This is a genomic window from Pseudomonas sp. DVZ6 (assembly GCF_024259445.1).
Taxonomy (GTDB): domain Bacteria; phylum Pseudomonadota; class Gammaproteobacteria; order Pseudomonadales; family Pseudomonadaceae; genus Aquipseudomonas; species Aquipseudomonas peradeniyensis.
Map to the genome: position 1 here is coordinate 86,395 of NZ_JANCLM010000004.1, position 26,128 is coordinate 112,522.

22 protein-coding genes are annotated in these 26,128 nt (G+C 59.4%); 4 read left to right on the forward strand and 18 right to left on the reverse strand.

Annotation, left to right across the window (positions count from 1 at the left end; genetic code table 11):
• Positions 1–31 precede the first annotated feature (31 nt).
• A complete protein-coding gene (locus tag NMG10_RS03845) occupies positions 32–1,207 on the forward strand; it encodes an MFS transporter (RefSeq protein ID WP_254463853.1) in 1,176 nt (391 codons plus the stop codon).
• Positions 1,208–1,211: 4 nt separating this feature from the next.
• Here NMG10_RS03845 and NMG10_RS03850 read toward each other — a convergent pair whose 3' ends face one another.
• The gene (locus NMG10_RS03850; RefSeq protein ID WP_110736592.1) at positions 1,212–1,973 is read right to left on the reverse strand and encodes an SDR family oxidoreductase; all 762 of its coding nucleotides are present in this window, start codon (positions 1,971–1,973) and stop codon (positions 1,212–1,214) included.
• A gap of 176 nt (positions 1,974–2,149) precedes the next feature.
• Here NMG10_RS03850 and NMG10_RS03855 point away from each other — a divergent pair, with 176 nt between their 5' ends.
• Positions 2,150–3,151, forward strand: a complete 1,002-nt coding sequence (locus NMG10_RS03855; RefSeq protein ID WP_232856419.1) for an NADP-dependent oxidoreductase — start codon at positions 2,150–2,152, stop codon at positions 3,149–3,151.
• Between the two features lie 100 nt (positions 3,152–3,251).
• On the opposite strand, the gene pyrF is transcribed toward NMG10_RS03855, so the two are convergent.
• A complete protein-coding gene (pyrF, locus tag NMG10_RS03860; RefSeq protein ID WP_232856420.1) occupies positions 3,252–3,953 on the reverse strand; it encodes an orotidine-5'-phosphate decarboxylase in 702 nt (233 codons plus the stop codon).
• Positions 3,954–4,135: 182 nt separating this feature from the next.
• On the opposite strand from pyrF, the gene NMG10_RS03865 reads away from it, so the two are divergent.
• Complete coding sequence (locus NMG10_RS03865; protein ID WP_082337674.1) at positions 4,136–4,303, forward strand: DUF2897 family protein; 168 nt, start codon at positions 4,136–4,138, stop codon at positions 4,301–4,303.
• A gap of 47 nt (positions 4,304–4,350) precedes the next feature.
• On the opposite strand, the gene NMG10_RS03870 is transcribed toward NMG10_RS03865, so the two are convergent.
• The 10 genes from NMG10_RS03870 to rffA all read right to left on the reverse strand — a co-directional run bounded on the left by NMG10_RS03870 (position 4,351) and on the right by rffA (position 16,978).
• Positions 4,351–4,689 (reverse strand): ComEA family DNA-binding protein, encoded by a 339-nt coding sequence (locus tag NMG10_RS03870; RefSeq protein ID WP_232856421.1) that lies wholly within the window; start codon positions 4,687–4,689, stop codon positions 4,351–4,353.
• A gap of 143 nt (positions 4,690–4,832) precedes the next feature.
• A complete protein-coding gene (locus tag NMG10_RS03875; protein ID WP_234562424.1) occupies positions 4,833–6,845 on the reverse strand; it encodes a nucleoside-diphosphate sugar epimerase/dehydratase in 2,013 nt (670 codons plus the stop codon).
• Between the two features lie 79 nt (positions 6,846–6,924).
• Positions 6,925–7,956, reverse strand: a complete 1,032-nt coding sequence (locus NMG10_RS03880; RefSeq protein WP_232856423.1) for a glycosyltransferase family 4 protein — start codon at positions 7,954–7,956, stop codon at positions 6,925–6,927.
• Positions 7,953–8,951, reverse strand: coding sequence for an SDR family oxidoreductase (locus tag NMG10_RS03885; RefSeq protein ID WP_232856424.1), 999 nt, complete (start codon positions 8,949–8,951; stop codon positions 7,953–7,955). Before NMG10_RS03885 ends, NMG10_RS03880 begins: the two co-directional genes overlap by 4 nt.
• Positions 8,948–10,096 carry a glycosyltransferase gene (locus NMG10_RS03890; protein ID WP_232856425.1) on the reverse strand — a complete coding sequence of 383 codons (1,149 nt, stop codon included), beginning with the start codon at positions 10,094–10,096 and terminating at the stop codon, positions 8,948–8,950. Before NMG10_RS03890 ends, NMG10_RS03885 begins: the two co-directional genes overlap by 4 nt.
• Positions 10,097–10,202: 106 nt before the next feature.
• Positions 10,203–11,441 carry a hypothetical protein gene (locus NMG10_RS03895; protein ID WP_232856426.1) on the reverse strand — a complete coding sequence of 413 codons (1,239 nt, stop codon included), beginning with the start codon at positions 11,439–11,441 and terminating at the stop codon, positions 10,203–10,205.
• 397 nt (positions 11,442–11,838) lie between these two features.
• The gene (locus tag NMG10_RS03900; RefSeq protein WP_232856427.1) at positions 11,839–13,185 is read right to left on the reverse strand and encodes a Wzz/FepE/Etk N-terminal domain-containing protein; all 1,347 of its coding nucleotides are present in this window, start codon (positions 13,183–13,185) and stop codon (positions 11,839–11,841) included.
• A gap of 460 nt (positions 13,186–13,645) precedes the next feature.
• A complete protein-coding gene (locus tag NMG10_RS03905; protein ID WP_232856428.1) occupies positions 13,646–14,554 on the reverse strand; it encodes a glycosyltransferase in 909 nt (302 codons plus the stop codon).
• Positions 14,554–15,852 carry an O-antigen translocase gene (locus NMG10_RS03910; protein WP_232856429.1) on the reverse strand — a complete coding sequence of 433 codons (1,299 nt, stop codon included), beginning with the start codon at positions 15,850–15,852 and terminating at the stop codon, positions 14,554–14,556. Before NMG10_RS03910 ends, NMG10_RS03905 begins: the two co-directional genes overlap by 1 nt.
• Complete coding sequence (gene rffA / locus NMG10_RS03915) at positions 15,842–16,978, reverse strand: dTDP-4-amino-4,6-dideoxygalactose transaminase (protein ID WP_232856430.1); 1,137 nt, start codon at positions 16,976–16,978, stop codon at positions 15,842–15,844. The genes NMG10_RS03910 and rffA overlap by 11 nt, the downstream gene beginning before the upstream one ends.
• Before the next feature lie 791 nt (positions 16,979–17,769).
• On the opposite strand from rffA, the gene NMG10_RS03920 reads away from it, so the two are divergent.
• Positions 17,770–18,642 carry a methionyl-tRNA formyltransferase gene (locus tag NMG10_RS03920; RefSeq protein WP_232856431.1) on the forward strand — a complete coding sequence of 291 codons (873 nt, stop codon included), beginning with the start codon at positions 17,770–17,772 and terminating at the stop codon, positions 18,640–18,642.
• A gap of 168 nt (positions 18,643–18,810) precedes the next feature.
• On the opposite strand, the gene NMG10_RS03925 is transcribed toward NMG10_RS03920, so the two are convergent.
• From NMG10_RS03925 to NMG10_RS03950, 6 genes are all read right to left on the reverse strand, one after another.
• The gene (locus tag NMG10_RS03925) at positions 18,811–19,860 is read right to left on the reverse strand and encodes an LPS O-antigen chain length determinant protein WzzB (protein ID WP_254463854.1); all 1,050 of its coding nucleotides are present in this window, start codon (positions 19,858–19,860) and stop codon (positions 18,811–18,813) included.
• 594 nt (positions 19,861–20,454) lie between these two features.
• On the reverse strand, positions 20,455–20,718 hold the full coding sequence (locus NMG10_RS03930) for a lipopolysaccharide assembly protein LapA domain-containing protein (RefSeq protein WP_232856450.1): 264 nt from the start codon (positions 20,716–20,718) through the stop codon (positions 20,455–20,457).
• Positions 20,719–20,734: 16 nt separating this feature from the next.
• Positions 20,735–21,031 (reverse strand): integration host factor subunit beta, encoded by a 297-nt coding sequence (gene ihfB / locus NMG10_RS03935; RefSeq protein WP_203647627.1) that lies wholly within the window; start codon positions 21,029–21,031, stop codon positions 20,735–20,737.
• Between the two features lie 323 nt (positions 21,032–21,354).
• Entirely contained in the window at positions 21,355–23,031 is a 1,677-nt protein-coding gene (gene rpsA / locus NMG10_RS03940; RefSeq protein WP_046856619.1) for a 30S ribosomal protein S1, read from the reverse strand.
• Positions 23,032–23,154: 123 nt separating this feature from the next.
• Positions 23,155–23,841: a (d)CMP kinase gene (gene cmk, locus NMG10_RS03945; RefSeq protein ID WP_203647628.1), complete on the reverse strand. Its 687-nt coding sequence runs from the start codon at positions 23,839–23,841 to the stop codon at positions 23,155–23,157.
• On the reverse strand, positions 23,838–26,045 hold the full coding sequence (locus NMG10_RS03950) for a bifunctional prephenate dehydrogenase/3-phosphoshikimate 1-carboxyvinyltransferase (protein ID WP_232856451.1): 2,208 nt from the start codon (positions 26,043–26,045) through the stop codon (positions 23,838–23,840). Before NMG10_RS03950 ends, cmk begins: the two co-directional genes overlap by 4 nt.
• Positions 26,046–26,128 lie beyond the last annotated feature (83 nt).

Consider the following 26,128-nt stretch of genomic DNA (forward strand, 5'->3'; position numbering starts at 1 on the left):
ACCACAGCCACTGCCTTGCGGATCCGCCCCGATGCCCACTTGTCACGCCCCAGCCCTGCTGGCTTTCGCCCTGTGCCTGATCACCCTGGCGGTGAACCTGCAGGCCCCGCTATACATCACCTACGCCGACCTGTCCGGGCAAGACGCAACGGCAACCGCCGTGGCCTTTTCCGGCTATGTGCTCGGCGTGCTGCCGGTGCTGCTGGCCCTTGGCGGCTTGGCCGACCGGGTGGGTCGTCGCCCGATGATCCTGGTCGCGCTGGCCCTGTCGATGGTCGCGACGCTGCTCATGCTGCTGGCGCCGAGCCTGCAGATGCTGGGCCTGGCGCGCCTGTTCCTGGGGCTGGGCACAGGCCTCGCCTCGGCCACCGCCACCGCCTACATGAGCGAGCTGATGGCCCCGGATGCCAGTGGCCGCGCCGCCACCTGGGTCACCGCCAGCACGTCGCTCGGCTTCGGCCTGGGCGCGGCGCTGACCAGCCTGTTCCTGCTGCGCGGGCCGACCCTCACCCCCGGCAGCTTCCACCTGCAACTGGCATTGGCCGCCGTCGCCCTGCTGCTGGTCTGGCGCCTGCCCGACCCTCGCCCGGCGCAGCGCCGCGCCATGCTGCGCCTGCCCTGCTACCCCGCCGGCAGCCTGGCTTATGGCCTGGCGATCCTGCTGGCCTGGGCCTGTGTCGGGCTGGTGATCGCCCTGCTGCCGGGGATCCTGCGTCAGCACGGGCTGAGCGCCTGGTCGGGGTTCTCGACCTTCTGCGTGATCAGCTGCGGCCTGCTGTTCCAGCCGCTGGCCCGGCGCCTGGCCAGTGCCCAGGCGACCTTGCTGGGGCTGCTGATCCTGCCGTGCAGCTACGCGCTGCTGGCCTGGGGGGCTGACAGCGGCAATCTGCTGGGTATGCTGCTGGGCGCCGTGGCTGCGAGCAGCGCCTGCTATGGCTTTATCTACCTGGGCGGATTGGCGGCGGTGAACGAGCTGGCCGGGAGCGAGAAGCCCCGGGCCAGTGCCGGGTTCTTCCTGCTCGCCTACCTGGGGTTCAGCCTGCCGGTGATCTTTACCGGATTGCTCAGCGATCGGCTGGGATCGCGCATGGCGCTGGAAGTGTTCGGCGGCGTCCTGCTGGTGGGCTGTGCCGCCGTGGCATTGGGCCTGTGGAAAACCTCGCGGGCCTCTTCGCGGGTAAACCCGCTCCCACAGGGGTCGAATTAGTCGGTCAGATCGCCAAGGCGCCGCCATCGACAGTCAGGCTGTGCCCCGTCGTGAACGCCGCGCCATCGCTGCACAGGTACAGCACCGCGCTAGCGATCTCCTCGACCTTGCCGATGCGCCCGACCGGATGCATCGCCGCGGCAAACTCGGCCTTGCGCGGATCGGCCTCGTAGGCGCGGCGGAACATGTCGGTATCGATCACCGCCGGGCACACCGCGTTGACCCGAATGCCCTTCTTCGCATACTCGATGGCCGCCGACTTGGTCAGGCCGATCACCGCATGCTTGGATGCCGCATAGATGCTCATCTTCGGTGCCGCCGACAGGCCGGCCACCGAGGCCGTGTTGACGATGGCGCCGCCGCCCTGGGCCAGCAGCAAGGGCAGTTGGTACTTCATGCACAGCCACACACCCTTGACGTTGACCCCCATGATCGCATCGAACTCCGCCTCGCTGCCCTCCGCCAGCCGCCCCTTCTCGATCTCGATACCGGCGTTGTTGAAGGCGTAGTCGAGGCGGCCATAGGCCTTGATGACCTGCTCGTGCAGCTGGCGCACGTCACTGTCACGGGTGACGTCGCAGGCGACGAACAGCGCCTCGCCGCCAGCCTGGCGGATCAGCGCCACGGTGGCTTCGCCCCCGCTCGCGTCACGGTCGGCCACCACCACCTTGAGCCCTTCGGCGGCGAATGCCTGGGCCGTCGCCCGGCCGATACCCGCCGCGCCACCGGTGACCAGGGCAACCTGGCCGGAGAAAGTCATGCTCATCACTGGCTCCTGCAAAAGGATGGGAAGTCGTGGCTGAGTCTAGTCAGGGCACCGCCGGGCTGGGCAGCATCATCAAGGGCACGGTTGGACTACTATCGTTCGCGGTGATCTTGCGTGACGCGGCCCATTCAACCCGCCGATCATCACCCCCTCACACTCGTTCAGGAGAACTCGCCATGCCCCACACCAACCGCCGCTTCCTGCTGACCCGCCGCCCGGTCGGCGCCGTGCGCCGTGACGACTTCACCTACGAGCAGGTGCCCGCCAGCGAGCCGGGGGAAGGCCAGGTGCTGGTGAAGAACCTCTACCTGTCGCTGGATCCGGCCATGCGCGGCTGGATGAACGAAGGCAAGTCGTATATCCCACCCGTGGGCCTGGGCCAGGTCATGCGCGCCCTCGGCGTCGGCGAGGTGGTCAGCTCCAATCACCCGGACTACAAGCCCGGCGACCATGTCAGCGGTGCCCTTGGCGTACAGGACTACTTCACCGGCGAACCCCAGGGCCTGCACCGGATCGACCCGCGCCTGGCGCCCCTGCCCCGCTACCTGTCCGCCCTGGGCATGACCGGCATGACCGCCTACTTCGCCCTGCTCGATGTCGGCCAACCCAAGGCCGGCGAAACCGTGGTGATCTCCGGCGCCGCCGGCGCGGTCGGCAGCATTGCCGGGCAGATCGCCAAGCTCAAGGGCTGCCGCGTGGTGGGCATCGCCGGGGGCGCGCAGAAGTGCCAGTACCTGCTGGATGAACTGGGCTTCGACGGGGTCATCGACTACAAAACCGAAGACGTACTGGCCGGCCTCAAGCGTGAGTGTCCCAATGGCGTGGATGTGTACTTCGACAACGTCGGCGGCGATATCCTCGATGCCGTGCTGTCGCGCCTGAACTTCAAGGCCCGGGTGGTGATCTGCGGCGCCATCAGCCAGTACAACAACAAGGAAGCGGTCAAGGGCCCGGCCAACTACCTGTCGCTGCTGGTCAACCGTGCGCGCATGGAAGGCTTCGTGGTGATGGACTACGTCAAGGAGTACGGCAAGGCCGCGCAGGAAATGGCCGGCTGGCTGGCCAGCGGCAAGGTGAAGAGCAAGGAGGATGTGGTGGAAGGCCTGGAGACCTTCCCCGAGACGCTGCTCAAGCTGTTCAGCGGGGAGAATTTCGGTAAGTTGGTGCTGAAGGTCTGAGATCAGCAGCCAAGCGCTTTGTGGGAGCGGGCTTGCCCCGCGATGGCGATTGCCTGGACTTGCGCCATCGCGGGGCAAGCCCGCTTCCACGATCCCTGATTCAACCGCGGATTTCAGCCACCACGGCAGCCAGTGCCTTGGCCGGATCTGCCGCCTGGCTGATCGGACGCCCGATCACCAGGTAATCGGAACCGGCGTCCAGTGCCTGACGCGGCGTCAGAATCCGGCGCTGGTCATCCTGGGCACTGCCCGCTGGGCGAATACCCGGGGTCACCAGCTGCAGCGACGGGTGCGCCGCCTTCAGTGCCGGCGCTTCCAGTGCCGAGCACACCAGGCCGTCCATGCCGGCTTTTTGCGCCAGCGCCGCCAGGCGCAGCACCTGCTCCTGCGGATCGACATCCAGGCCGATGCCGGCCAGGTCCTCGCGCTCCATGCTGGTCAGCACGGTCACGCCGATCAGCAGCGGCTGCGGGCCGCTGCGCTTGTCCAGCTCCTCACGGCAGGCCGACATCATGCGCAGGCCACCGGAGCAGTGCACGTTGACCATCCACACACCCATCTCGGCCGCGGCCTTGACCGCCATGGCGGTGGTGTTGGGGATATCGTGGAACTTGAGGTCGAGGAACACTTCGAAGCCCTTGCCGCACAGGGTTTCGACTATCCCTGAGGCGCTGCTGGTGAACAGTTCCTTGCCCACCTTGACCCGGCACAGGGCGGGGTCGAGCTGGTCGGCCAGCTTCAGGGCGGCGTCACGGGTGGGGAAATCCAGGGCGACGATCAGGGGCGTCTGGCAGGCGGACATGGGCAGGGTCTCTTGGCAAGTCGTAAACGGCGCGCATTGTAAACGAAGTGGCGCGGGGTTTGGGGGCCGCGGGTCATGAGATTTGGCCCGGGCGGGGGCGGCTCCTATAATTGAACCAACGGCTGCGGCAATGGCTCGAATGCCATGTAAGCGGTGCCCTATACGCTTTCAGGAGAATCTCGATGCCTTGGTATGCCTGGTTGATACTGCTTGTTGCTCTCGGGTCGATTGTCGGCGGGTTGATGCTGCTGCGGGATACGGCGAAGAAGTTGCCGCTGACCGAGGAGCAGTTGAAAAAGGTGCATGAGCGCAACGCCGAGGCGGATGCGAAGGATGCGGCAGACCGCTGACAGGCGGTAGAAAGCCGACCGATGCATGATCGGCCGGCTAGCCGAGGTTAATCCACCCTCAGCTTTTCACGGTTGCGTTCCAGCAGCGCATTGCCGATACCCTTGATCTCCAATAGCTCGTCGACCGATTGGAAAGGGCCGTGCGCCTCGCGATAGGCCACGATAGCCTCGGCCTTTGCCTTGCCGATGCCATTGAGCTCGCTCTGCAGGGTCGATGCATCGGCCTGGTTGAGATCAACCTTTTCCGCTGCTACCGATGACGCGGCAGCTCGCGGTTCGACCTGTTCGACAGCGGGCGCCGGCGCCGCTGCTGGCGCAGCGGAAAGAGTGAATGACAGGCAAGTGAAGAGTGGTAGCAACAGATAGGTCAGTACATTGTTTCGCATGATCAAAGACTCCTTGGTCCAGGATTTCAGAGGCAGCGTTCCTTGGCTGCCTCTAAACCCTAGTCGCTCTGGATGTCCGATCAAGATGCCGGTGCCGGGGAGATTATTTCCAGATCATTCCAGCAGTGCGTCGCCCCTGGGTGTCAGGGATCCATGCGTCGCTGCAGATGGATCCAGTCCACGATCTCGCTGTCCGGGGAATAACCGCTGACCATTTCGCGCAACAGTTGACGAACCGCAACGTAATCATCCGCCTGGACGGCGCCTTGCAGTCGAATCAACTGTTCCTTGAGCACGGACCAATCCAGGAAGTCCTCGTCGGCACTCATGATCATCGGATGCCGGGTGGAAACCACATTGTCCCCGATCAGTAATTCTTCATAGAGTTTCTCGCCGGGCCGCAATCCAGTGAACTCGACGGCGATGTCGCCATTGGGATTTCGCTCCGAGCGAACACTGAGGCCAGAAAGGTGAATCATCTTCTCCGCCAGCTCGACGATCTTCACCGGCTTGCCCATGTCCAGCACGAACACATCCCCTCCCAGCCCCATGGACCCCGCCTGGATAACCAACTGCGCGGCCTCGGGAATGGTCATGAAATAACGGGTGATCTTCGGATGGGTTACGGTCAGCGGACCACCCGACTTGATCTGCTTGTGGAAAAGTGGAATCACCGAACCCGAGGAACCCAGTACGTTGCCGAATCGGACCATGGTGAATCTTGTCCGATTGACATGGGATAGATTGCTGCTGCGACCAAACAGGACAGGAGCAGACTCACGGCTCAAGGCCTGCAGGATCATTTCCGCCAGACGCTTGGTACTGCCCATGACATTGGTTGGACGCACTGCCTTGTCGGTGGAGATCAATACGAAGTTCGAAACGCCTGCCTGCAACGCAGCCTGTGCCGTGTTGAGCGTTCCGAATACGTTGTTCAACACACCTTCGGCGATATTGTGCTCGACCATGGGTACATGCTTGTAGGCAGCGGCATGGTAGACCGTATCGATATGCCAGGTACGCATGACATCAAGCAACTGGTCAGGATTGCGAATGGAGCCCAGGATCGGCAGCACCCTGACAGGCAGCGACTCACGGGCAACCCGTTGCTCCAGCTCGCTGAGGATGCTGTAGAGATTGAACTCGCTGTGTTCGAACAGCAGCAGATTCTTCGGGCGAAGACTCAGTATCTGACGGCAGAGCTCGGACCCGATCGACCCGCCGGCTCCGGTTACCAGAACGGACTGGCCGACAACACAGCGCTCCAGCAGCTCGTCCTGGGCTGGCACCGGGTCACGTCCAAGCAGATCGGCAATGTCGACCTCCTGGATATCATCGACCTTGACCTGACCACGGGCCAGGTCCATGAAGCCAGGCACACTACGCACATGCAAAGGGAAACCTTCGAGGAAGCCAAGTATCTCACGGCGACGCGCACGGGTCGCCGAAGGAATGGCCAGCAGGATTTCCTCGGCGCCGGTCAGGTCCAGCATTCTCTGGATATGCTTGGGTTTGTAGACTTGCAGCCCGGCGATCACCCGGTCACTGATACTTACATCATCGTCAATGAAAGCCACCGGCCGCATCAACCGGCCCATGCGCAATGCCGCAACCAACTGGTTGCCGGCAGCGCCTGCCCCGTAAACCGCAACCTTCGGCAAACCGTCATCACGATTGGTGAAGGGCACGTGCTTGGCCGCTGCGAACCAGTCGCCGAGGAAATATTGGCGCATCACAAGGCGCAGACCGCCCAGGAACACCAGGCTCAACCACCAGTAGTTGAAGATGATCGAACGCGGCACCACCGCTTGATGGTTGCTGTACCAGTAGACCACCAGGGCAAGGATCAACGACGAAAGGCTGACGGCCTTGGCAATGGCGATCAGCGCATCGTTACCGAAATATCGCATGACCGCACGGTACATGCCGAAGCGGATGAACAACGGAATCGCCACAATCGGGGCGGCGATAAAGAGCCACAGGTGCTCCTTGATCGGATTGGACAGCTCTTCGACCCCCAGGCGAACGAGAAATGCCAGCCACAAGCTCCCCCAGACCAGCACGACGTCAGTTGCCACCTGCAACAGCCTTTTGTATCGCCGAGGCAACCCTAGCAATGCGGACCGAAAACTATCCATAACCCCTTTCAAAATCATTCTCCTCTTACCTGAACCTTAGCCGCACTCGCAACTGTAGTGGCGGGCATGATCAATGCCGCCGGGGCCCTTTGGACACTCATGCTGGCGACTTGTCGACGATTTCCCTTTGCCCCGCCTTGAACTTGACCGCAAGCGCGAGGAGCGGTGCATAAGCCAAGATCACGCCAACCAATGCATCCACATGCCCCAATGCCACGACGGCCGCCCAAGGCAGCAGCCAGAGCAGATTGATGGCCGTCACGGCCAGCGTGACGGGACGGTGCTTGCCAAATTGTCGCGAAGCATACTGGTAGGCATGGCTTCGGTGCGCTTCATAGACCTTGTCGCCACGCAACAGCCGACGAGCCAGGGTAAAGGTGGCATCGACAATGAAAACACCCATCAGGATGATCCACGACCAGAGCAGCACGGGGTCGCCGTTCGCGGCATGCAACGACAGCAGCGCCAACTGGATTCCCAGGAAACCACTGCCTGCGTCGCCCATGAAAATACGCGCCGGCGGGAAATTCCAGAACAGGAAACCAGCCACGGCCAATGCAAGCAAGGCTGGTGCCCACACCATTGATGAAGCGCCGCAAGCGACATAGATGACGCATGCACCCAAACAGACCGTTATCGCCTGAAGGCTAGCCAAGCCATCGATACCGTCCATGAAATTATAGAGATTAAGCATCCACACAATGTAGAAAGCCGCCAGCACGTAGGTAACCAGGCTGATGTCCAGTGTCGCGCCCAGGACCACCAGCTTTGGAGCATTACCTAGCCAGAACAACACCCAGCAGGCTGCGGAAAAATGTCCCAGCAATCGCCACCGGGCTGCAATATGGCCATGGTCGTCGAGAAATCCGATTACCGCCACCAGGCCGCAGCCACCCAGAGAACCGATCAGCAGCCCCGTCGAGATGAGATCGAGGCCGTAGGCAACCGGCAATGCCGCGAGGAACGCCAGCACGATTGCCACACCACCACCGCGTGGCGTGGGAACGGAGTGAGAACTGCGGGCATTGGGAACATCGATGATGCTTCGGGCAATTGCATAACGACGCAACGCCCCTGTCAGCAAGTAAGAAACCAGCAGAACAGCAATGGGAAGGATCCAGTAACTCATCGAATGGGGTTTTCCAGGAAATGTTTTGCAGTGATGCCGAGCGCTTCCTCCAGTGACACCGGCGGCTCCCAACCGAGCATCTGGCGTGTCTTGGAGATATCGACCTGAAGCGAGCCGCAGAGACGTTGTGACAGCGCCCGCTTACCCAGCAGATTGGCCCCGAGGGTCAGTAGCGAGCTCGGAACCGGTATCAACCTGGCCGGTTTGCCCAGGGCGACCGACATCTTCTGCAGCAGCTCCGTGGTGGAAACGTCATGGCCGTCACTCACCAGAAACACTTGGTTGGCTGCCGCCGGGTGCGAGCAACACAACACGATCAGGTCGACGAGGTTGTCCAGGGCCACGAGGCTGCGCTTGTTATGTATGGCACCGAAAGGCAACGGAATCTGTTTGTCGAGCCAACGCATCATGTTGTGGAAGTTGGCCTTCACCCCAGGTCCGTAAACCAGCACAGGCCTGATGACGACGATCTCCATGCCCAGGTCACGTCCCAGCTTCATCAACTGCTCTTCCGCTTCCTGCTTGGACACCCCGTAAGGGTCCGAGGGCGAGGCATCATCATCTGCATGGTAGGGCCGCCCCAAAGGCGTTCCCTCGCCATTGACCTTGATCGAGCTGATAAAGACAAAGCGCTTTACCCCAGCCTGGGCGGCGCGCCGGGCAAAGGCGAGCGTTGCCTCGACATTGACCTTGCGAAATTCCGCCAGCGGGTCGGCGGCGACCTCGTTCATCACATGCACCCTGGAGGCACAATGAATCACTACATCAAATGGCCGCTCAGCCTGAGGCCAGGCAGATTCGCTTGCCAGGTCATCGAACAGGTGTGGCTCAACCCCGGCGGGCAATGGTGTTGATTGCTGGCGCACTGCCGCAACCACCTCTACCGGCATCGTCGCCAATCGCTTCAACACACCTTGACCAACAAATCCGGAACCGCCTGTTAACACTATGCGCATCGTACCATCGCCCCTTGTCCTTTCTACTTGCGGCGTCATTGGCGGTCCATGATCGCCTTGATGAACACCTGCATTTCCCCAACCACCAGATCCTGCGAGAAGTCCCGGCGAGCCCTCTGCAGACCAGAGAGCGCGAGCCTATCACGAAGTACCGAGTCGCCATGAAGCCGGGTGAGAACCTCGCGGATCTGCGCAATGTCGCCTGCTTCATGGAACAGCCCGGTGACGTCTTCCTCGACGGCATCGGTCAATCCGTAGATTCGCGAGACCATGCTGGGCACCCCCACCGCTGCGGCCTCGATCACCGCCAGGCCAAAACCTTCCCGGTAGCTGGGCATGCAAAACACGTCGGCCATTGCCATGTAGTGCTCAGGTGTACGGGTGAAGCCCACACGGTGAAAACGGTCCTGGCAAGATTGCAGGATGGCCGCCAGCGACTCATCGATACCCTCATCGTCAGGTCCGACAACCAGCAGGTGGGCATCGGCATACCCTTCGCCAAGCGATGCAAAGGCTTGGGCGAGATCCAGAATCCCCTTGGCCGTATTGACCCGTCCAAGAAACAGGAAAACCTTGGCGTTTTCGGCGATGTTCATCTCGCTACGCATTTGCGCGGCACGCTGCGGATCCGGCTTGAAGCGCTCGATATCCACGCCACTGATGGAGCCTTTGCCAAGCACCCTGATCTTGTCTCTGGCGACGATCTTTGACTCGATCAGGAAATCTCTTTGCGAATGACTGTCCGTCAGCAGGTGCGTTGCGGCGCCAGCCAGGAGACGGTCAAGGAACATCAGGAAGCGACGCCCCAGCCCACGCCGGGTGAACCAGACCTGCCCGGTAAAGATGTGCACGCGGCACCGTGTCGCCGACAGCCACCCCGCCAACATGGCGACAAGCCCTGACTTGGGCATCAGGGAAAGCACGCAGTCGTAACGACGCTGCATCAGGATTCGCCAAAGCCGGTACAGCGAGATCACGTCACGCTTGAGGGAGATCTTGCGTTCGATGGCATAGGGAATGAAGTCGACATGCTCTCCCAGCAGCGCCTCGACGTCATGGCGCGTACCGGGCACCACCAGTGTCACATCGTAGTTCGCGGAAAGACGCTTGATATGCTCGCGCATGAAGACATGCAAAACGACAGGGACCGTGGCAACCAAACAGATTTTCTTACGCGGCCGCATTTGTGTTTCCAAACGACTCACTACCCTTCAGATTGAATGATAATTACAGACAAGGTCTCGCCGGTCAGTTCACAACTTCTGGCAGCGACCACAGCAGCCCTCGACGTCATGCAACCGCTCCCTGCATGCGGTTCAGCCTAGATTGGCGTCTGGCGTCACGCTCCTGCTGCCCGGCGAACAGATAGAGGGAAACGGCAAAGATCGGCATGACTTGCAGCCCCTTGAAATTAATGATCACGAAGATCAAGAACAGGGCCAACGCAAAAACCTTGATATCACGACTTTTCTCATAGCGCCCGCCGAACAGGACGGGCACGAGATAAAAGCAATTCAGCAACATAAAAACGACGATAGAACCAAAACCGGAAAAATACAAAAGTCGCAGATAGCCGACATCTGTCCCTTTGTAGAACCCCAACTCAGAAGTGTCTTCAGAAAAATAGCGGCCATCACCATACAGGTAGGTGGATAGCTGATCAGGGAATATATACATCTCCGACAACGACTGGACGCTGTCACTGTGCAACTCACCCTTGGTTACGATATTCCTGAAGATTTCAGTGGCTTGGTACAAGGGCCCAGACGTTACATAGAAGCTCAGCACCACCATCGTGACGACCGACAGCAATAGTAGAACCTTCAGTCCCAAGCCACGACGGCTCAGCCCCAGGATGGCGAAAGGAATAATTGCACTACGAGCAACTGCCATCGCGATGGGGAAGATCATGATGACGAGCAAACTCTTCAGGAAGCTTTTCTGTGAAATGAGCAGATAGTAAAACACCGTGATGACCAACGTAAGCGCGCCATCCACATGAAACAAGCCAAAGCCCAGCGCACGCAACCCGTAAATATGCTGGAAGACCTCCGCCGAGCGTGGTGATATAAAGCCCAGCAGCGTGGTGTACACGTCCCTGTCTAGGATCGATATGATCGCCAACGCGCACTGCAGGAAAATCCAGGCCAGCAACGCAGACGGTCGCTTGGTCAAGACGCGGTGAATGACATAACCGAAAAATATATTCAGAAAGATCTTGCTGGACACCACAAAGTGAAAGAACAGATCACCAGGCGCTCCCGCAGATGCCACCAGCGCCCCCCCGAGCAGCCAGCCACCAAAAAGCAACAGGAAGGCAATTGCGAACCCACCATTACTCATCAGCAACCTGAAAAAGCCCAACATATAGAAGGGCATGAGCAATACCGCCATCGGTACCTCGGTGCCATAGACACGCGGAAACCCAATGGTCACCGTCAGTACCAACAGAGCAAGTAGAAAAGAACCTTTTCTCTCCTGCTGCCCAGCGCTGCTCATGTCTACAGCTGTTGTCATTGGGTTGCTCATCCAGCTACCACACTCACTTTGATCTTCCCCACTATCCTTTGAACGGTTTGCCGCAGCCTTCTGCCCTGCACATCACCGCCGCCCGAATGACCATACCTTTGCAATCCGGAAAATCGTCACGGGCCACGTTCATGGCATGCGCCATGATCCACGCTAATGGAAGATGCTTGGAAAGGCGCCGCCGGCGCCGTTCCTGACTTGGTAAAAACGACCTGGCAGATAGCATGAACAAACTCCGCTGCGGCCAACCTAGATATCAATATGCCTGTACCTCTACGGGCACTTCACCAGAGGAGCAGGTGATCCTCCATACTACCGCATATCTGTCTTTGCCAGAGTCGCCAGAGGACAACCACCCGCAACCTGCCTTTACACCAGCAAGCGCCGGCCTGCCCCCTTAGCGCGGGTCGACCTCGATGAGGTCATCGCGGCGGCGAGCAACAGCCTGCGGGGCCAACGGCTCAGTGCCAGCACTCCTCGCCTGCATACCAGCGATCAGCAGGTGACGAGCCAGCGCGATACCCGCGCCTACCACCAGGCCTACAAGCAACCCACCGATCCCGAGCAACCACTTGCTGGGTGAAACCGGGTCAAGCGGATTGACGGCACGCTGGTCGACACTGACCAACTTGAGGTCCTTGGCCTGCAAGCTCACTTGTTCCAAGGCGAACCGCTCAGCCTTGATGCTTGCAATATCCTGCAGGTACAAATCTGCCTGTTTTCGCTGCTCCAACGCCTCAACCTCTCGATTGCGGTCAAGCAACTGCAGCTCCTTGGCAATCTGCGGAATTCGCGTGTCGGCAAAGTCGTCGGAGCGGCGCTGGAGCAATGCCGCGCGCTCAGCCTCAAGGGCATCGGAGCCCAGGAAGTACAGGGGGTCACGACTGGTTACGTCGGCAACCACGACATTCGTTGCGTTGACTCCAGCACTGCCGGCTATCGAAGCCGGGGTCGACGGACGCTTGATGCCAAGCCGCCGAGCGATGAGCAACGCCTCATCCAGCTGCGCGATACGATTGGCGCGCAGGGTTTTCAGCTCGGTTCGGCGTGCGCGCATCTCATCAAGCAGTTGGGCACGTTTTACCGCATCCCGCTCACTCAGCGAGGCGATTTGAACCTCCTTGAGCATCTCGTAGGAAACTCTCGACTTCTCGAGCCGGGTATCCAGTTCCTTGAGCCGGTTGGCCACGACGGTAATGACATCCCTATCGATTCGCTCGCGCTCGACCAGTGTGGCCTGCTCTATCAAGCCGTCGATAATGGCAACCCCGTCGTCGCCGGCACGGTAGGTGAGGTCGAGGGTGAGCGCCTCGGGGCTTCCCTCGCCATTCGACGCACTGCTGCGGCGTACCTGAAAGGCATTGCGACCGAAGAGCTCGAAGCGTTGCTCCACGCTCAAGCCTGGAACCTGGAAAGAATTGAACTGTTCTGGATGGGCCTGGAAGTAGGCAAAGCGGGTGTCGTAAGACTCAAGTGCAGCACCGACCCGCTGCAGCGCCTGTTCAGGCTGAAGCTTGTAGACACCGGACCGATTCAGGGCATCCAGCTCGAACTGGGCGACTGGACGCAGGACGCTGGTGACCCGATAGCTGGGGGTCGCCATGTACCCATAGGCCAATGCAGCCAACGTAGTCACCGCCATCGTGCCGAGGATCAGACGCTTGCCCCGCCACAATGCGACCCCTGCGCTGAAGAGATCCAAACCTGAGGCGCCCACCACTGGAAAACGATTGATAACAGTCACGATCGACCTGCCTTAGAGCTGAAGGAATACTGCGGCAGGACCCATCCCATGGCTTGGCGTAAGGCATATCCGTGCCACTTTGTGGAAATGCAGGCCGTGCCCGCATGCAAGGAAAGGCTCGCATTATGGCAGCGAACGCCATTTATACAAGCAGCAGGCAGCGCCCTTGGCTACCACACAGAGTTGACAGTACAGTGTCACCCTCCCGCGTACCATGCTCGAAAACCTGGCGCCTCGAAGACAGGAAATTTCCTACGCAAGCCAAAGAAAAATCAAACCATCCCACCGCGCTCCGCAAGTTCACCTGAAGACACTGGAGGCTTGACTGGACGCCCAGACCGAAAATGCTGGACCTCCCCCCCTCAGCCTGCACATGGCCTACGGCCTGACTGAAGCATCACCGCCCGAGCGGGCGGCGCTTGTACATCAGGAGCACGCATGAAACACGAGCGGCTTGCGCTCAGCGAACCTTCTCCTCGGGCCCGACCAAGCGGCGAACCTGAACCGCCTGAATAAACTTCCGAGGTCGAAAATAGAAGATATTCTTCAGACCGAACGCCAGGTTCTCTGGCAGTACCTTGCGTGTGGAACGTGCCATCGCCAAGAAAGTCACAAGGAAGTTCGCGTACAAATCCGTGCGCAATTCCGGGTGACTGTCAAAGTAATCCGCAACGTCTCTAAAGTAAATCCTGTAGGCCTTGGTACGCCCCGCCAAGGTGGACAGATAAGAACCATTACCCGGATTGCAGCGATACATGACCAATGGCTTGTTGATGAACACACCGCGCCCGGAAGGAATCATGGTGTCCATCGCAAAGTACCACTCCATCGACTCCTGGGCAGCGGTCACCTTGCGAGCGGAACGGCGGTAGGCATAAGCACTGTGGACGCAAGTCGAACCCCAGCGGGCCAGCTCCGGCAGCGAAAAGAAGGTGTGATAAGGCGCCTCCTCTCCGGGATAGGGCGGTATTGACTGATAACTGCGATCATCAGAAAAGTACACAGCCTTGTGGAAAACGATGTTGACATCAGGGTACTGGACAAAAAGATCGTACTGTTCCTGGAGCTTCCCACTCATCATGATGTCATCGCCATCAAAGTGAAAAACCACATCCCCTGTCGCCAAGGCATGAACGGCATAATAATTATTTGACACACCCACATTTTGCTCACGCAAAACCAACTTCAAGCGTCCCGGGTGCTTTTCAGCACATTCCCTAATAATACGCTGGGTACTATCGGTCGAGCAGTCATCAGAAACAATCACCTCAAGGTCAAAATTGACTTCCTGACCCAGGATACTTTCGAGACACTCTGCAATATAGCGCTCCTGATTGTAGCAGGAGACAACCACGGTTGCGCTCAACATCAAACCACCCTTTTCGTATAAATATAAAAACCAATGACAGAGCAGGCGAAATAAATAATATTCATTGCCAGGTGCGCAATGAATACGCCCTGCAGCCCCCACCCCTGCTTCAATGCCAGGGTACTGAACAGACAGAACAGGACCCCTTGACTTATCTCACCCAGCACATAGATCCGGGTCGCAGCCTTGGCGACCACCACAAAACCTATGACGTAGGAAGTCACCCTGAACAGGTCTCCCAGCAACTGATACTGGATAAAATCACCCAGCTCGGCAAAATCGGCTGACAACAATAGCGGAATGAAGAAGCTGCGCAGTCCGTAGAAGCCAATCGCACCCACACCAAACAGGCATATCGCCAGCACCATGAACTTGCGAACCACCGCCGCTACCTTGAGCCGATCCTGCAAGCCCGAAACGATCGGAATGAAGTACGCCGCGAGAAAGACCACGAAGAACCCCATGTAGGCACTGGACAGCTTGAGCGATGCCTGCCAGAGCCCGGCCGCTTGCAGCCCCGTATTCTCCAGCAACAGATTACGCACAACAATTTCTACAAGCGGTACGCTCACCGCGCCGACAGCAGCCATCAGCGTGAAACCCGAGAGCTTTGCAAATTGCGGCCGGTAGGCGATACGCCAGCGCACATGCCTACGCAGCCTTGAGCGGGCAAAGAAATACAACGCCGGCAGGCTGTATGACAAATAAAATACGATAATCGACAGCGCCGCCCCGACCAGGCCGAACTGACGGATCAGCAACCACGCCAGGGGTAGCGTGAGCAGATTACCCACGATCTGTATGGTCGCGTAAACGCGGGTTTCATGCAGGCCATTGGCAGTGCCATTGACGATATTGGTAAATGCGAAACCGAACTGCGCAACCCCCAGCACCACCATCAGCCAGGCGTATTCTCCCCCCAGCAAATAATGAGACAGCGGGCCGCTGAAGACTATCGTCCCCAGCAGAATCAGCGTGCACAGTCCCAGCGAATAGAGTCGCGCCCCTGCAAGAAACCGAAGCATCTGCTTCGGTTTGTGCCGATACTCGGCGACGTACTTGATGACACCGTTCTGGATCCCGCCGCCGGCCAGCAACGACAGGAACAGAACAGCGCTCATCAAGTTACCGAGCGCACCCAGCCCTTCCACCCCCAGGTAGACCGCGACCAGCTTCAGGAACAGAAAACCCACCAGAATTTTCGACAGATGGGACGCTGTCGTGAATAGCGCGCCGGCGAGCACCCCTATACGCTTGCGAACCGACTCGACTTCATCGCGAGAGGCGCTATTCGACATCGATCGATTTCACAACAGCATCGATGACCTGCTGAACTTCTTCATCAGACATGGCAATCCACAGCGGCAGGCGGAGCAGGCGCTCGCTTTCCCGGGTGGTGTGGTTGTCCACGCCATGGAAGCGCCCCAGGGACTTGCCGGCTGGCGCCGAATGCAGCGGAATATAATGGAACACCGCGCCGATACCCAGCTCGCGCAACCGGCTCAGGACGCTGGTTCGATGCTGAAGATCCCGCACCTTCAGGAAGAACATATGGGCATTGAAACGGCACCCCTCAGGCACAACACCTAGCTCGACAAGCCCTTTGCCCACCAGCGGCTGGAACGCGTCCCAGTAACGCTGCCAAATGGAAAGGCGCGTCTGGTTGATTTCATCGGCCTTCTCGAGCTGGCCGTAGAGATAGGCAGCCTGCAGCTCGCTTGGCAGATAACTGCTACCGACGTCTACCCAGGTGTACTTGTCGATCATCCCGCGGAAGAACTGGCTGCGATTGGTCCCTTTCTCGCGAATGACCTCCGCACGCCCGATGAACTGAGGATCATTGATAAGCAACAACCCACCTTCACCGCCACTGGTGTAGTTTTTTGTCTCATGGAAGCTGAACGCAGCCATGTGCCCGATGGTCCCCAGGGCTTTACCATGGTAAGTCGACATCATTGCCTGGGCTGCATCCTCGACCACATAGAGGTTGTGGCGCTTGGCGATATCCATGATGACGTCCATCTCACAAGCCACACCGGCATAGTGCACAGGAACAATCGCCCGAGTACGCGGTGTGACAGCCGCCTCGATCAAGGTCTCGTCAATGTTCATCGTATCGGGACGCACATCGACGAACACGATGGTCGCACCGCGCAAAACGAAGGCATTCGCCGTACTGACGAACGTATAGCTGGGCATGATGACTTCATCACCCGGCTTGATATCCAGCAGCAGCGCCGCCATTTCCAGCGCTTGCGTGCAGGAAGGTGTCAGCAAGGTCTTGTGACAGGAAAACCGCTCTTCAAACCACTGTTGGCATTTATGGCCATAAGCACCATCCCCGGACATCTTGTCGCTGCGCATGGCGGCCAGTACATGAATGTCCTCGTTCCCGATATGAGGTGGCTTGTTAAATGGAATCATCTTCTAGTCCTTCAAGAGCGGCTTTTTCAGCGACAATACGTAAGTGCCGCACAACTAAACCAAGCTGACAACAACCTGCTTAAACACCGCGAAGATAATTGATCGCGACATCGCCAATGTACTTGCAACAAAGCCCCCTTCAAGGGCGCCTTCACGACTCATGCACAATGAGCCTTCCGCTCCGCGCAGCATTGTATGCTTGATGCCTCATCGCGTTACAGAACATCTCATTAAGCCTACGGACCGACTCCGACCTCCTGCCTGGAAAATTCGATCCCCCAGCATCATCTCCTTTTCGCCTGGCTCGCCTTCAGTTGACCTCACATTCGAAACCTGTCACTCCCGGCAGATTCATGGCAAAGGCTGGCTGAGCCGATTGAACGGAACATTACTTCAACGCCGCATAGGCGGTCACGTCGGATTGTTCAGATTTTTCCCATGCGAAAGAGCTTTTAACCTCGGTGATTCTGCCAATTTCCTGCAATAATTCAAGAGCCAATCACCGATGCACCTCGCCAGCAGGACCTCAAGAAACGCCCTCCGGACACCCTACCTTTCCCTGTGAATACTACTCCAGACAGCGACCCCAGCCCAACGCCGGCGGGCAGCATTCGCCCTTCAGCCACCCCAACAATGGAGGCCACAGGGCTTGCGGGCGTCGAGAAATCAAAGCTACCCTTCCCAGGCAGGTATCGCGCCCGGCACCGAGTCCGTCACATGAGCACAGCGACGCAGCCGCACAGGCGAGCAATCTCAGGGCACCCAACACCCCATCCGCACCGAGAATCACAATGCTTACAATTTTTGCAATGACCGAGAAGGGCCTTGCCTTCACCGAACAGGCCACCTCGAAATTCAAGGATATAATATCGCTAGTTGTCATCGGCCAAGACAGCGCCGTGGCAAATGACTACTCGGAACAGATTGCAGAAACATGCAAAGCCGCCGGCGTCGAGTTCATTTTCAAGAAAGACCACAGCCAGGTAACAAGCGAATATGTCATCGCCATTTCATGGCGCTGGCTGATCAAGCACCCCACCGACAAGCTGATTGTCTTCCATGATTCGCTGCTACCACGCTATCGTGGGTTTGCCCCCTTGGTAAATGCACTGATCAACGGAGAGAAAGAAGTCGGCGTGACGGCACTCTTTGGTGCCAGCGAGTATGACCGCGGCGATATCATCCAACAGGCGTCAACTACACTCCAATACCCCATCACCATAGCAGAAGCAATTACCGCCATTAACGCCTGTTATCTGGAATGCGGGATGGCCGTACTCTCGACACTTGCCAGCGGTAACAAGCCGACGGCAAGTGCACAAGATCACAGCCTGGCCACCTACAGCCTCTGGCGCGACGATGACGACTATCAGATCGATTGGTCACTGCCCGCTTCAACCATCCGCCGCACGATTGATGCACTCAGCACCCCGTACCGCGGCGCGTTCTGCCGAATCAACGGTACTCCCGCGCGCATTCTGGCGGCAGAAGAAGTAGAAGACGTCACGATCGAAAACCGCGACATCGGAAAAGTCATTTTCATCGAGGATGGGCTGCCGGTGATCGTCTGCGGAACAGGCCTGCTGAAAGTACTGAAGTGCCGCGACGACAACACGTCCGAGGACCTGCTCCCCCTCGCCCGATTCCGCTCACGTTTCAGCTGAAACACCGCACCAGGCACCTCCGGAAAAGAGCAGCCCAGATCCATGGCGCTCTTTTCGCCTCCACACACCGGCACTTAGAAAGGTGCTACGAAGAAACCAGTTCCACCTGGCGCTCTTCGTAGCACAACATGCGTACCGCCCGAGCATTCGGGCCACGAAAGACGCTCGTTAATTGTGCAAGGCTCGCCTGCGGATGAACAGGACACGCAGCACCGCCATACCAATCCCGAGCACGCCACCCGCGACCAAGCCGAGAATACCAATGATCTTCCTGTTGGGTCTTACCGGCTCATCCGGCAAATCAACAGCCCCATCCTGCCGGTAGACCTTCACAGCCTCCCCAGCGACCTGCAAGGACTGGTAGAACGCCAACGATTCCTGACGCTCGCGAAGATTGCGCACGAACGGATCATCAGAGGTACGATTGCGCAAATTGTCGATCTCAGCCTCCAACGCCTTGCTACCGCGCATGTAGATGAGCGATCCCTCCATACCTGCGGAGACTTCGCCAGAGAGGTTGTTCGCAATAATTGGCGGCCTTTCCAAGCCGATCGTTCGAGCCACTCTGAGCGCCTCGGTAAGCTGGACAAGCTGATCCTCGCGCAGCTTTCTCGCACCTTCCCGCGCGATGTTTATCTCCTGCTCGAGATTCTTCGCCTTGACCTTGGCGTCGGTCATTACATTTTCGACAATTTCATCTTCCCCCAGCCGCCCGGCCATTTCGACGTAGCGAGCCGCCCAATCGACAGCCCGCTTCGGATCCGAGGCCTCGACCTTGATGAAATGCCTGTCCGCCCCTTCCCTGGATACCTGCCCCAAGGAGACCGCCGACAGATAGCGATCATATTGCTCATCCTGGGAGCCGCGGCGACGAGCCTCAGGCAAGGCTGGCAAGTAGGTTTCACGGAAGAACTTGCGTCGCAATGACTCCGACTGCAAGTTGCGCAGGTAAACGTCAAAAACATCCTTGACGGTCAACATGACCAGGCCAGAACCCCCACCCCGCCCATAGTTCAACTGGGCGATATCATTCGAGGTGGGTGGCTGCACAAAAACCTTGACTTCGTATACAGGTTCCGCCAAGTAGGCATATAGCAAGGCGCCTGCTGCTACAAGTCCGGTCACAAGACCAATCAACAGCTTTTGCCCCCACAATGCCTCGGTCAGCTCAAACAGATCAATCTCATCACCACTCAGGCGCTCACGTTCATTGCGCATTTATTCTATTTTTCCTTGGGTCCGTCTGCATTGCATGAGTCACTGCACAGTAGAAATCCAGATTCACCTGGCTGGTGTTTGGCAATCTGGATTATCGATACACTTCCACAACCAGCAGCCTTCTATAGAGAAAGCAAGCCGCAATTAGTTCCGACCACCCGACCAACGCCCCGCAGCCCATCAACATCATAGGACGCGGGCGTGACACTTTGAACGCAATGAACAGCCTAACCTTGGCACCCACCTGGACACGGGCGTAGCTGGAAATGCCCTTCACGCACTCGTCAGGCAACACCGTCCATGGACGATAAACAGCCCAAAGCCTTGCCCTTGCCAATAGTGGTCAGACTGGTAACTCATTGTAAAGAGTAGACCATCAGGAACAGATGGCAGGTAGCATCGCAATATGGCCGAGCGCGCCATGAGAACCCCAAAGGCACTGCTGGCAGGCCTTGAGCGGGGCAATGAGGAGGGTTCACCAAGACATCCATTCTTCCGAATCCTTCAACAGGCAAATTGACAAGCGAGGAATTACCTCACTTCTCAAGCTGCATTCAAATACGGAAAACTCTTAGTAACTTGTAGGAAATATCTTCAAGCTTCAGTACGCACGCCTTTCCGGCCACGTTCGCGAAGCTGGCGCCGCCCTCGCGCCACACCATAGGCACCCAGCATCGGCCCCACGGCCAAACCAATAACCAATGCCACCAACACCAACACTGCCACCGGCACGGACGGCGCCGACCAGCCAAAAAGCACCAAGGATACGGACTGCTGGTTCTCCAGCACAAAGAACAATACGACAGCCGCCAATAGCAGCACGAACAGCACCACCAGGGCGCGCTTTAGATTACGCATCAGGCCGTTCCTCCATTCAAGGGTGCTCATGCTCATCTTCATTGACCCGATCACGCAGCTCCTTGCCGGGCTTGAAATGCGGCACATACTTGCCTTCGAGGCTGACCGACTGGCCGGTCTTCGGATTGCGCCCTACCCGCGGTGCGCGGTAGTGCAGGGAAAAGCTGCCAAAGCCACGGATCTCGATACGATCCCCGGTCGCCAGGCACTGCGACATCTGCTCGAGCATGGTCTTGATGGCCAGCTCGACGTCCTTGGACGAGAGCAGCCCCTGATGGGTGACAATACGTTCGATCAGCTCCGACTTCGTCATATTTTTCCCTTCGTTATCAAGCAGCTAGATCATTGCTTAATCAGTTTGTAGCACGCCCCGGCGGATTTGAACAGGGTGGTTCTTGACTAAACAAAAAAATTCAAGATAAGCCGCAGCACAGGCGATCCCCACCCTACACGAACGCGAGCGCACTGCGGCGCGACTTTGCCGGCGAGCGGTAAAGCCTACTGCTCGTACACCGCTCACGAGCCCAGAAACATCTACAAACCCTGTAGGAACAATCTGCTTCTGCTCGACCAGGCAAATCGCAGGCACAAAAAAGGGCGACCCGAGGGTCGCCCTTTTTACCGATCAAACAGAACTCAGTTCTGCTTGGCCATTGCTTCGCGCAGCAGCGCAGCCATGGTGGTATCGGCAGCCGCTTCCGGAGCGTTTTTCAGGCTCTGGATGGCTTCGCGCTCTTCAGCGTCGTCCTTCGATTTGATGGACAGGCTGATAACGCGGGACTTGCGGTCGACGCTGATGATCTTGGCTTCGATCTCTTCGCCTTCCTTCAGCACGTTACGGGCGTCTTCAACGCGGTCACGGCTGATTTCGGAAGCTTTCAGAGTAGCTTCGATGTCGTCGGCCAGGGTCACGATAGCGCCCTTGGCGTCAACTTCCTTGACGATACCCTTGACGATAGCGCCCTTGTCGTTGACAGCAACGAAGTTGGAGAACGGATCGTCTTCCAGCTGCTTGATGCCCAGGGAGATGCGCTCGCGCTCTGGGTCAACCGACAGGATGACGGTTTCCAGCTCGTCGCCCTTCTTGAAGCGACGCACGGCTTCTTCGCCAGCTTCGTTCCAGGAGATGTCGGACAGGTGAACCAGACCGTCGATGCCGCCGTCCAGGCCGATGAAGATACCGAAGTCGGTGATCGACTTGATGGTACCGGTGATCTTGTCACCCTTGTTGAACTGGCCGGAGAAGTCTTCCCATGGGTTCGATTTGCACTGCTTGATACCCAGGGAGATACGACGACGCTCTTCGTCGATGTCCAGAACCATGACTTCCACTTCGTCGCCAACCTGAACGACTTTCGACGGGTGGATGTTCTTGTTGGTCCAGTCCATTTCGGAAACGTGCACCAGACCTTCAACGCCTTCTTCCAGCTCAGCGAAGCAGCCGTAGTCGGTCAGGTTGGTGACGCGAGCAGTCACGCGGGTGCTCTCTGGGTAACGGGCTTTGATAGCAACCCATGGGTCTTCGCCCAGTTGCTTCAGACCCAGCGAAACGCGGTTGCGCTCGCGATCGTACTTCAGGACCTTGACGTCGATCTCGTCACCAACGTTGACGATCTCCGACGGGTGCTTGATACGCTTCCAGGCCATGTCGGTGATGTGCAGCAGACCATCGACGCCGCCCAGGTCGACGAACGCACCGTAGTCGGTGAGGTTCTTGACGATACCTTTGACCTGCTGGCCTTCCTGCAGCGATTCCAGCAGAGCTTCGCGCTCGGCGCTGTTTTCGGCTTCCAGGACGCTGCGACGGGAAACGACAACGTTGTTGCGCTTCTGGTCCAGCTTGATGACCTTGAATTCCAGCTCTTTGCCTTCGAGGTGGGTGGTGTCGCGCACTGGGCGGACATCAACCAGGGAGCCCGGCAGGAACGCACGGATGCCGTTAACGTCGACAGTGAAGCCGCCTTTAACCTTACCGTTGATAACGCCCTTGACCACTTCTTCAGCAGCGAAAGCAGCTTCCAGAACAATCCAGCACTCGGCGCGCTTGGCTTTCTCACGGGACAGCTTGGTTTCGCCGAAGCCGTCTTCGACCGCGTCCAGCGCAACGTGAACTTCGTCACCGACCTTGATGGTCAGTTCGCCAGTTTCGTTGTAGAACTGCTCGAGCGGGATGACACCCTCGGACTTCAGGCCAGCGTGTACGGTAACCCAGTCGCCGTCGATGTCGACAACGATACCGGTGATGATTGCACCCGGCTGAAGATTGAGGGTTTTCAGGCTTTCTTCAAAGAGTTCTGCAAAGCTTTCGCTCATTTTAATTCCTGTAGATTCGGGCGAAAAAGACGCCCATAGCCACATTCCAGACAATGTGGGTTTCGTTAAGTTAAGAAGCGCTGGCAGGACGTTGACTGGTGCCCCTGCCCGCTCTCCTCTCCATCAGGCCAGGTCGCGCAGGGCGAGCTCGCTTCTGATGCGTTGCAGCACCTGCTCGATGGACAACTCCGTGGAATCCAGCTGAATGGCATCGGCCGCCGGCTTGAGCGGGGCCACTGCGCGCTGGGTGTCACGCTCATCGCGCGCACGGATCTCATCTAGCAGACTTGACAGACTAACATCTTCACCCTTGCCCTTCAACTGCAGGTAACGGCGACGGGCACGCTCCTCGGCACTGGCGGTGAGGAACACCTTGAGCGGCGCGTCGGGGAACACCACGGTACCCATGTCGCGACCGTCGGCGATCAACCCCGGGGCCTCGCGGAAGGCGCGCTGGCGCTGCAGCAGCGCTTCGCGCACGGCCGGCAGCGAGGCGACCATCGAGGCGCCGGCGCCGACGGTCTCGGTACGGATGACGTGGCTGACATCCTCGCCCTCGAGAATGATCTGCTGCAGCTTGCCCGGCTCGGCGGCGATGAACTGCACATCCAGATGGGCGGCCAGGGCCTTGAGCAGCTCTTCGTTGGTCAGGTCGACACCATGGTTGCTGGCGTTGAACGCCAGCAGGCGGTAAAGCGCGCCGGAGTCCAGCAGCTTCCAGCCCAGCTCGCGGGCCAGCAGGCCCGCCACGGTACCCTTGCCCGAGCCGCTCGGCCCGTCGATGGTGATGACCGGTGCTTGGGAATTCACGACTTGCCCTCTTCGGCGACGCGGATGCCGACTTCCTTGCACAGCGCCAGGAAGTTGGGGAACGACGTGGCGACGTTGGCGCAGTCATGAATCACGATCGGCGCGCTGGCGCGCAGCGAGGCGATGCTGAAGGCCATGGCGATGCGGTGATCGCCGTGTCCATGCACTTCGCCGCCGCCGATCTGGCCGCCGTCGATGATGATGCCGTCCGGGGTCGGCTCGCACTTCACGCCCAGGGCGATCAGGCCGTCGGCCATCACCTGGATGCGGTCCGACTCCTTGACCCGCAGCTCTTCGGCGCCACGCAGCACGGTGCGCCCTTCGGCGCAGGCGGCGGCGACGAACAGCACCGGGAATTCGTCGATGGCCAGTGGCACCAGGTGCTCGGGAATATCAATGCCCTTGAGCTTGGCGCCGCGCACGCGCAGGTCGGCTACCGGCTCGCCGCCGACTTCACGCTGGTTCTCCAGGGTGATGTCGCCGCCCATCAGGCGCAGGATGTCGATCACGCCGGTGCGGGTCGGGTTGATGCCGACGTGCTCCAGAACCAGCTCGGAACCTTCGGCGATGGACGCCGCCACCAGGAAGAACGCCGAGGAGGAAATGTCCGCCGGCACTTCGATGCGGGTGGCGGTGAGCTTGCCGCCGGACTGCAGGGAGGCCACCGCACCGTTCGACTCGACCGCGTAGCCGAAGCCGCGCAGCATGCGCTCGGTGTGATCACGGGTCGGCGCCGGCTCGGTGACGGTGGTGGTGCCTTCGGCGTACAGGCCAGCCAGCAGCAGGCAGGACTTGACCTGGGCACTGGCCATCGGCAGAGCGTAGTTCAGCGCCTTGAGCTTGTGCCCGCCACGAATGGTCAGCGGCGGACGCCCTTCAGGGCCCGTCTCGACCACCGCGCCCATTTCGCGCAGCGGATTGGCCACGCGGTTCATCGGGCGCTTGGACAGCGAGGCGTCGCCGGTCATGGTGGTGTCGAACGACTGCGCCGCCAGCAGGCCGGACAGCAGGCGCATCGAGGTGCCGGAGTTGCCGACGTACAGCGGCCCGGGTGGCGGCTTGAGGCCGTGCAGGCCAACGCCATGGATGGTCACGCGGCCGTGGTGCGGGCCTTCGATGACCACACCCATGTCACGGAAGGCCTGCAAGGTGGCCAGGGCGTCCTCGCCCTCGAGGAAACCTTCCACCTCGGTGGTGCCTTCGGCCAGCGAGCCGAGCATGATCGAGCGGTGGGAAATCGACTTGTCGCCAGGTACGCGGATCCGTCCGGACACGCGGCCACCCGGTTGGGCCAGGAAAATCAGATCGTTGGCGTTCATAGCGTCCACATAGGCCCGGCGGGCCAGGATTTTACTGAAATGCTCGCGGGCAACCCGGGCGCGGGTGAACACGCCCAGCAATTGGTGCCCGTCCCCAGCATCGACCGCGTCGCGCAAGGCGTCGAGGTCGCTGCGAAATGTATCGAGAGTGCGCAGGACCGCCTCGCGGTTGGCGAGGAAGATGTCGTGCCACATGATCGGGTCGCTGCCGGCGATTCTCGTGAAATCGCGAAAGCCCCCCGCAGCGTACCGGAAGATCTCCAGGTTTTCATTGCGCTTGGCCAGCGAATCGACCAGGCCGAAGGCCAGCAGGTGCGGCAGGTGACTGGTGGCGGCCAGGACTTCGTCATGGCGCTCCACCGGCATGTGCTCGACATCGGCGTCCAGCGCGCGCCAGAGGCGATCGACCAGGTGCAGCGCTTGCGGATCGGTTTCCGCCAGCGGCGTGAGGATCACCTTGTGGCGACGGAACAACGCGGCATTGGAAGCCTCCACGCCACTTTGCTCGGAACCGGCGATCGGGTGTCCGGGCACGAAGCGCGGCAGGCGCTCGGCGAACGCTTCGCGAGCGGCGCGCACGACATTGCCCTTGGCACTGCCCACGTCAGTGATCACCGCGTCACCCAGGTCGAGCTGGGCGAGGCGGGCCAGGACTTTCTCCATGGCCAGGATCGGCACCGCCAGCTGGATGACGTCGGCGCCGACACAGGCGGCGGCCAGGTCGGCCTCGCAACGATCGACCACGCCCAGCACCACGGCCTGCTTGCGCGACTCGGCATCCAGATCGACGCCGACCACTTCGCGGCACAGGCCGCTTTCACGCAGCCCCTTGGCGAAGGAGCCGCCGATCAGGCCGAGACCGACCACGACCAGGCGACCGACAATCGGTGCGGATTTGTTTGTTACAGCATCAACCACGAGTGCGAACCCTGTTCAGAAATCAAGACAGCCTGTAAGCCCATCGCGGG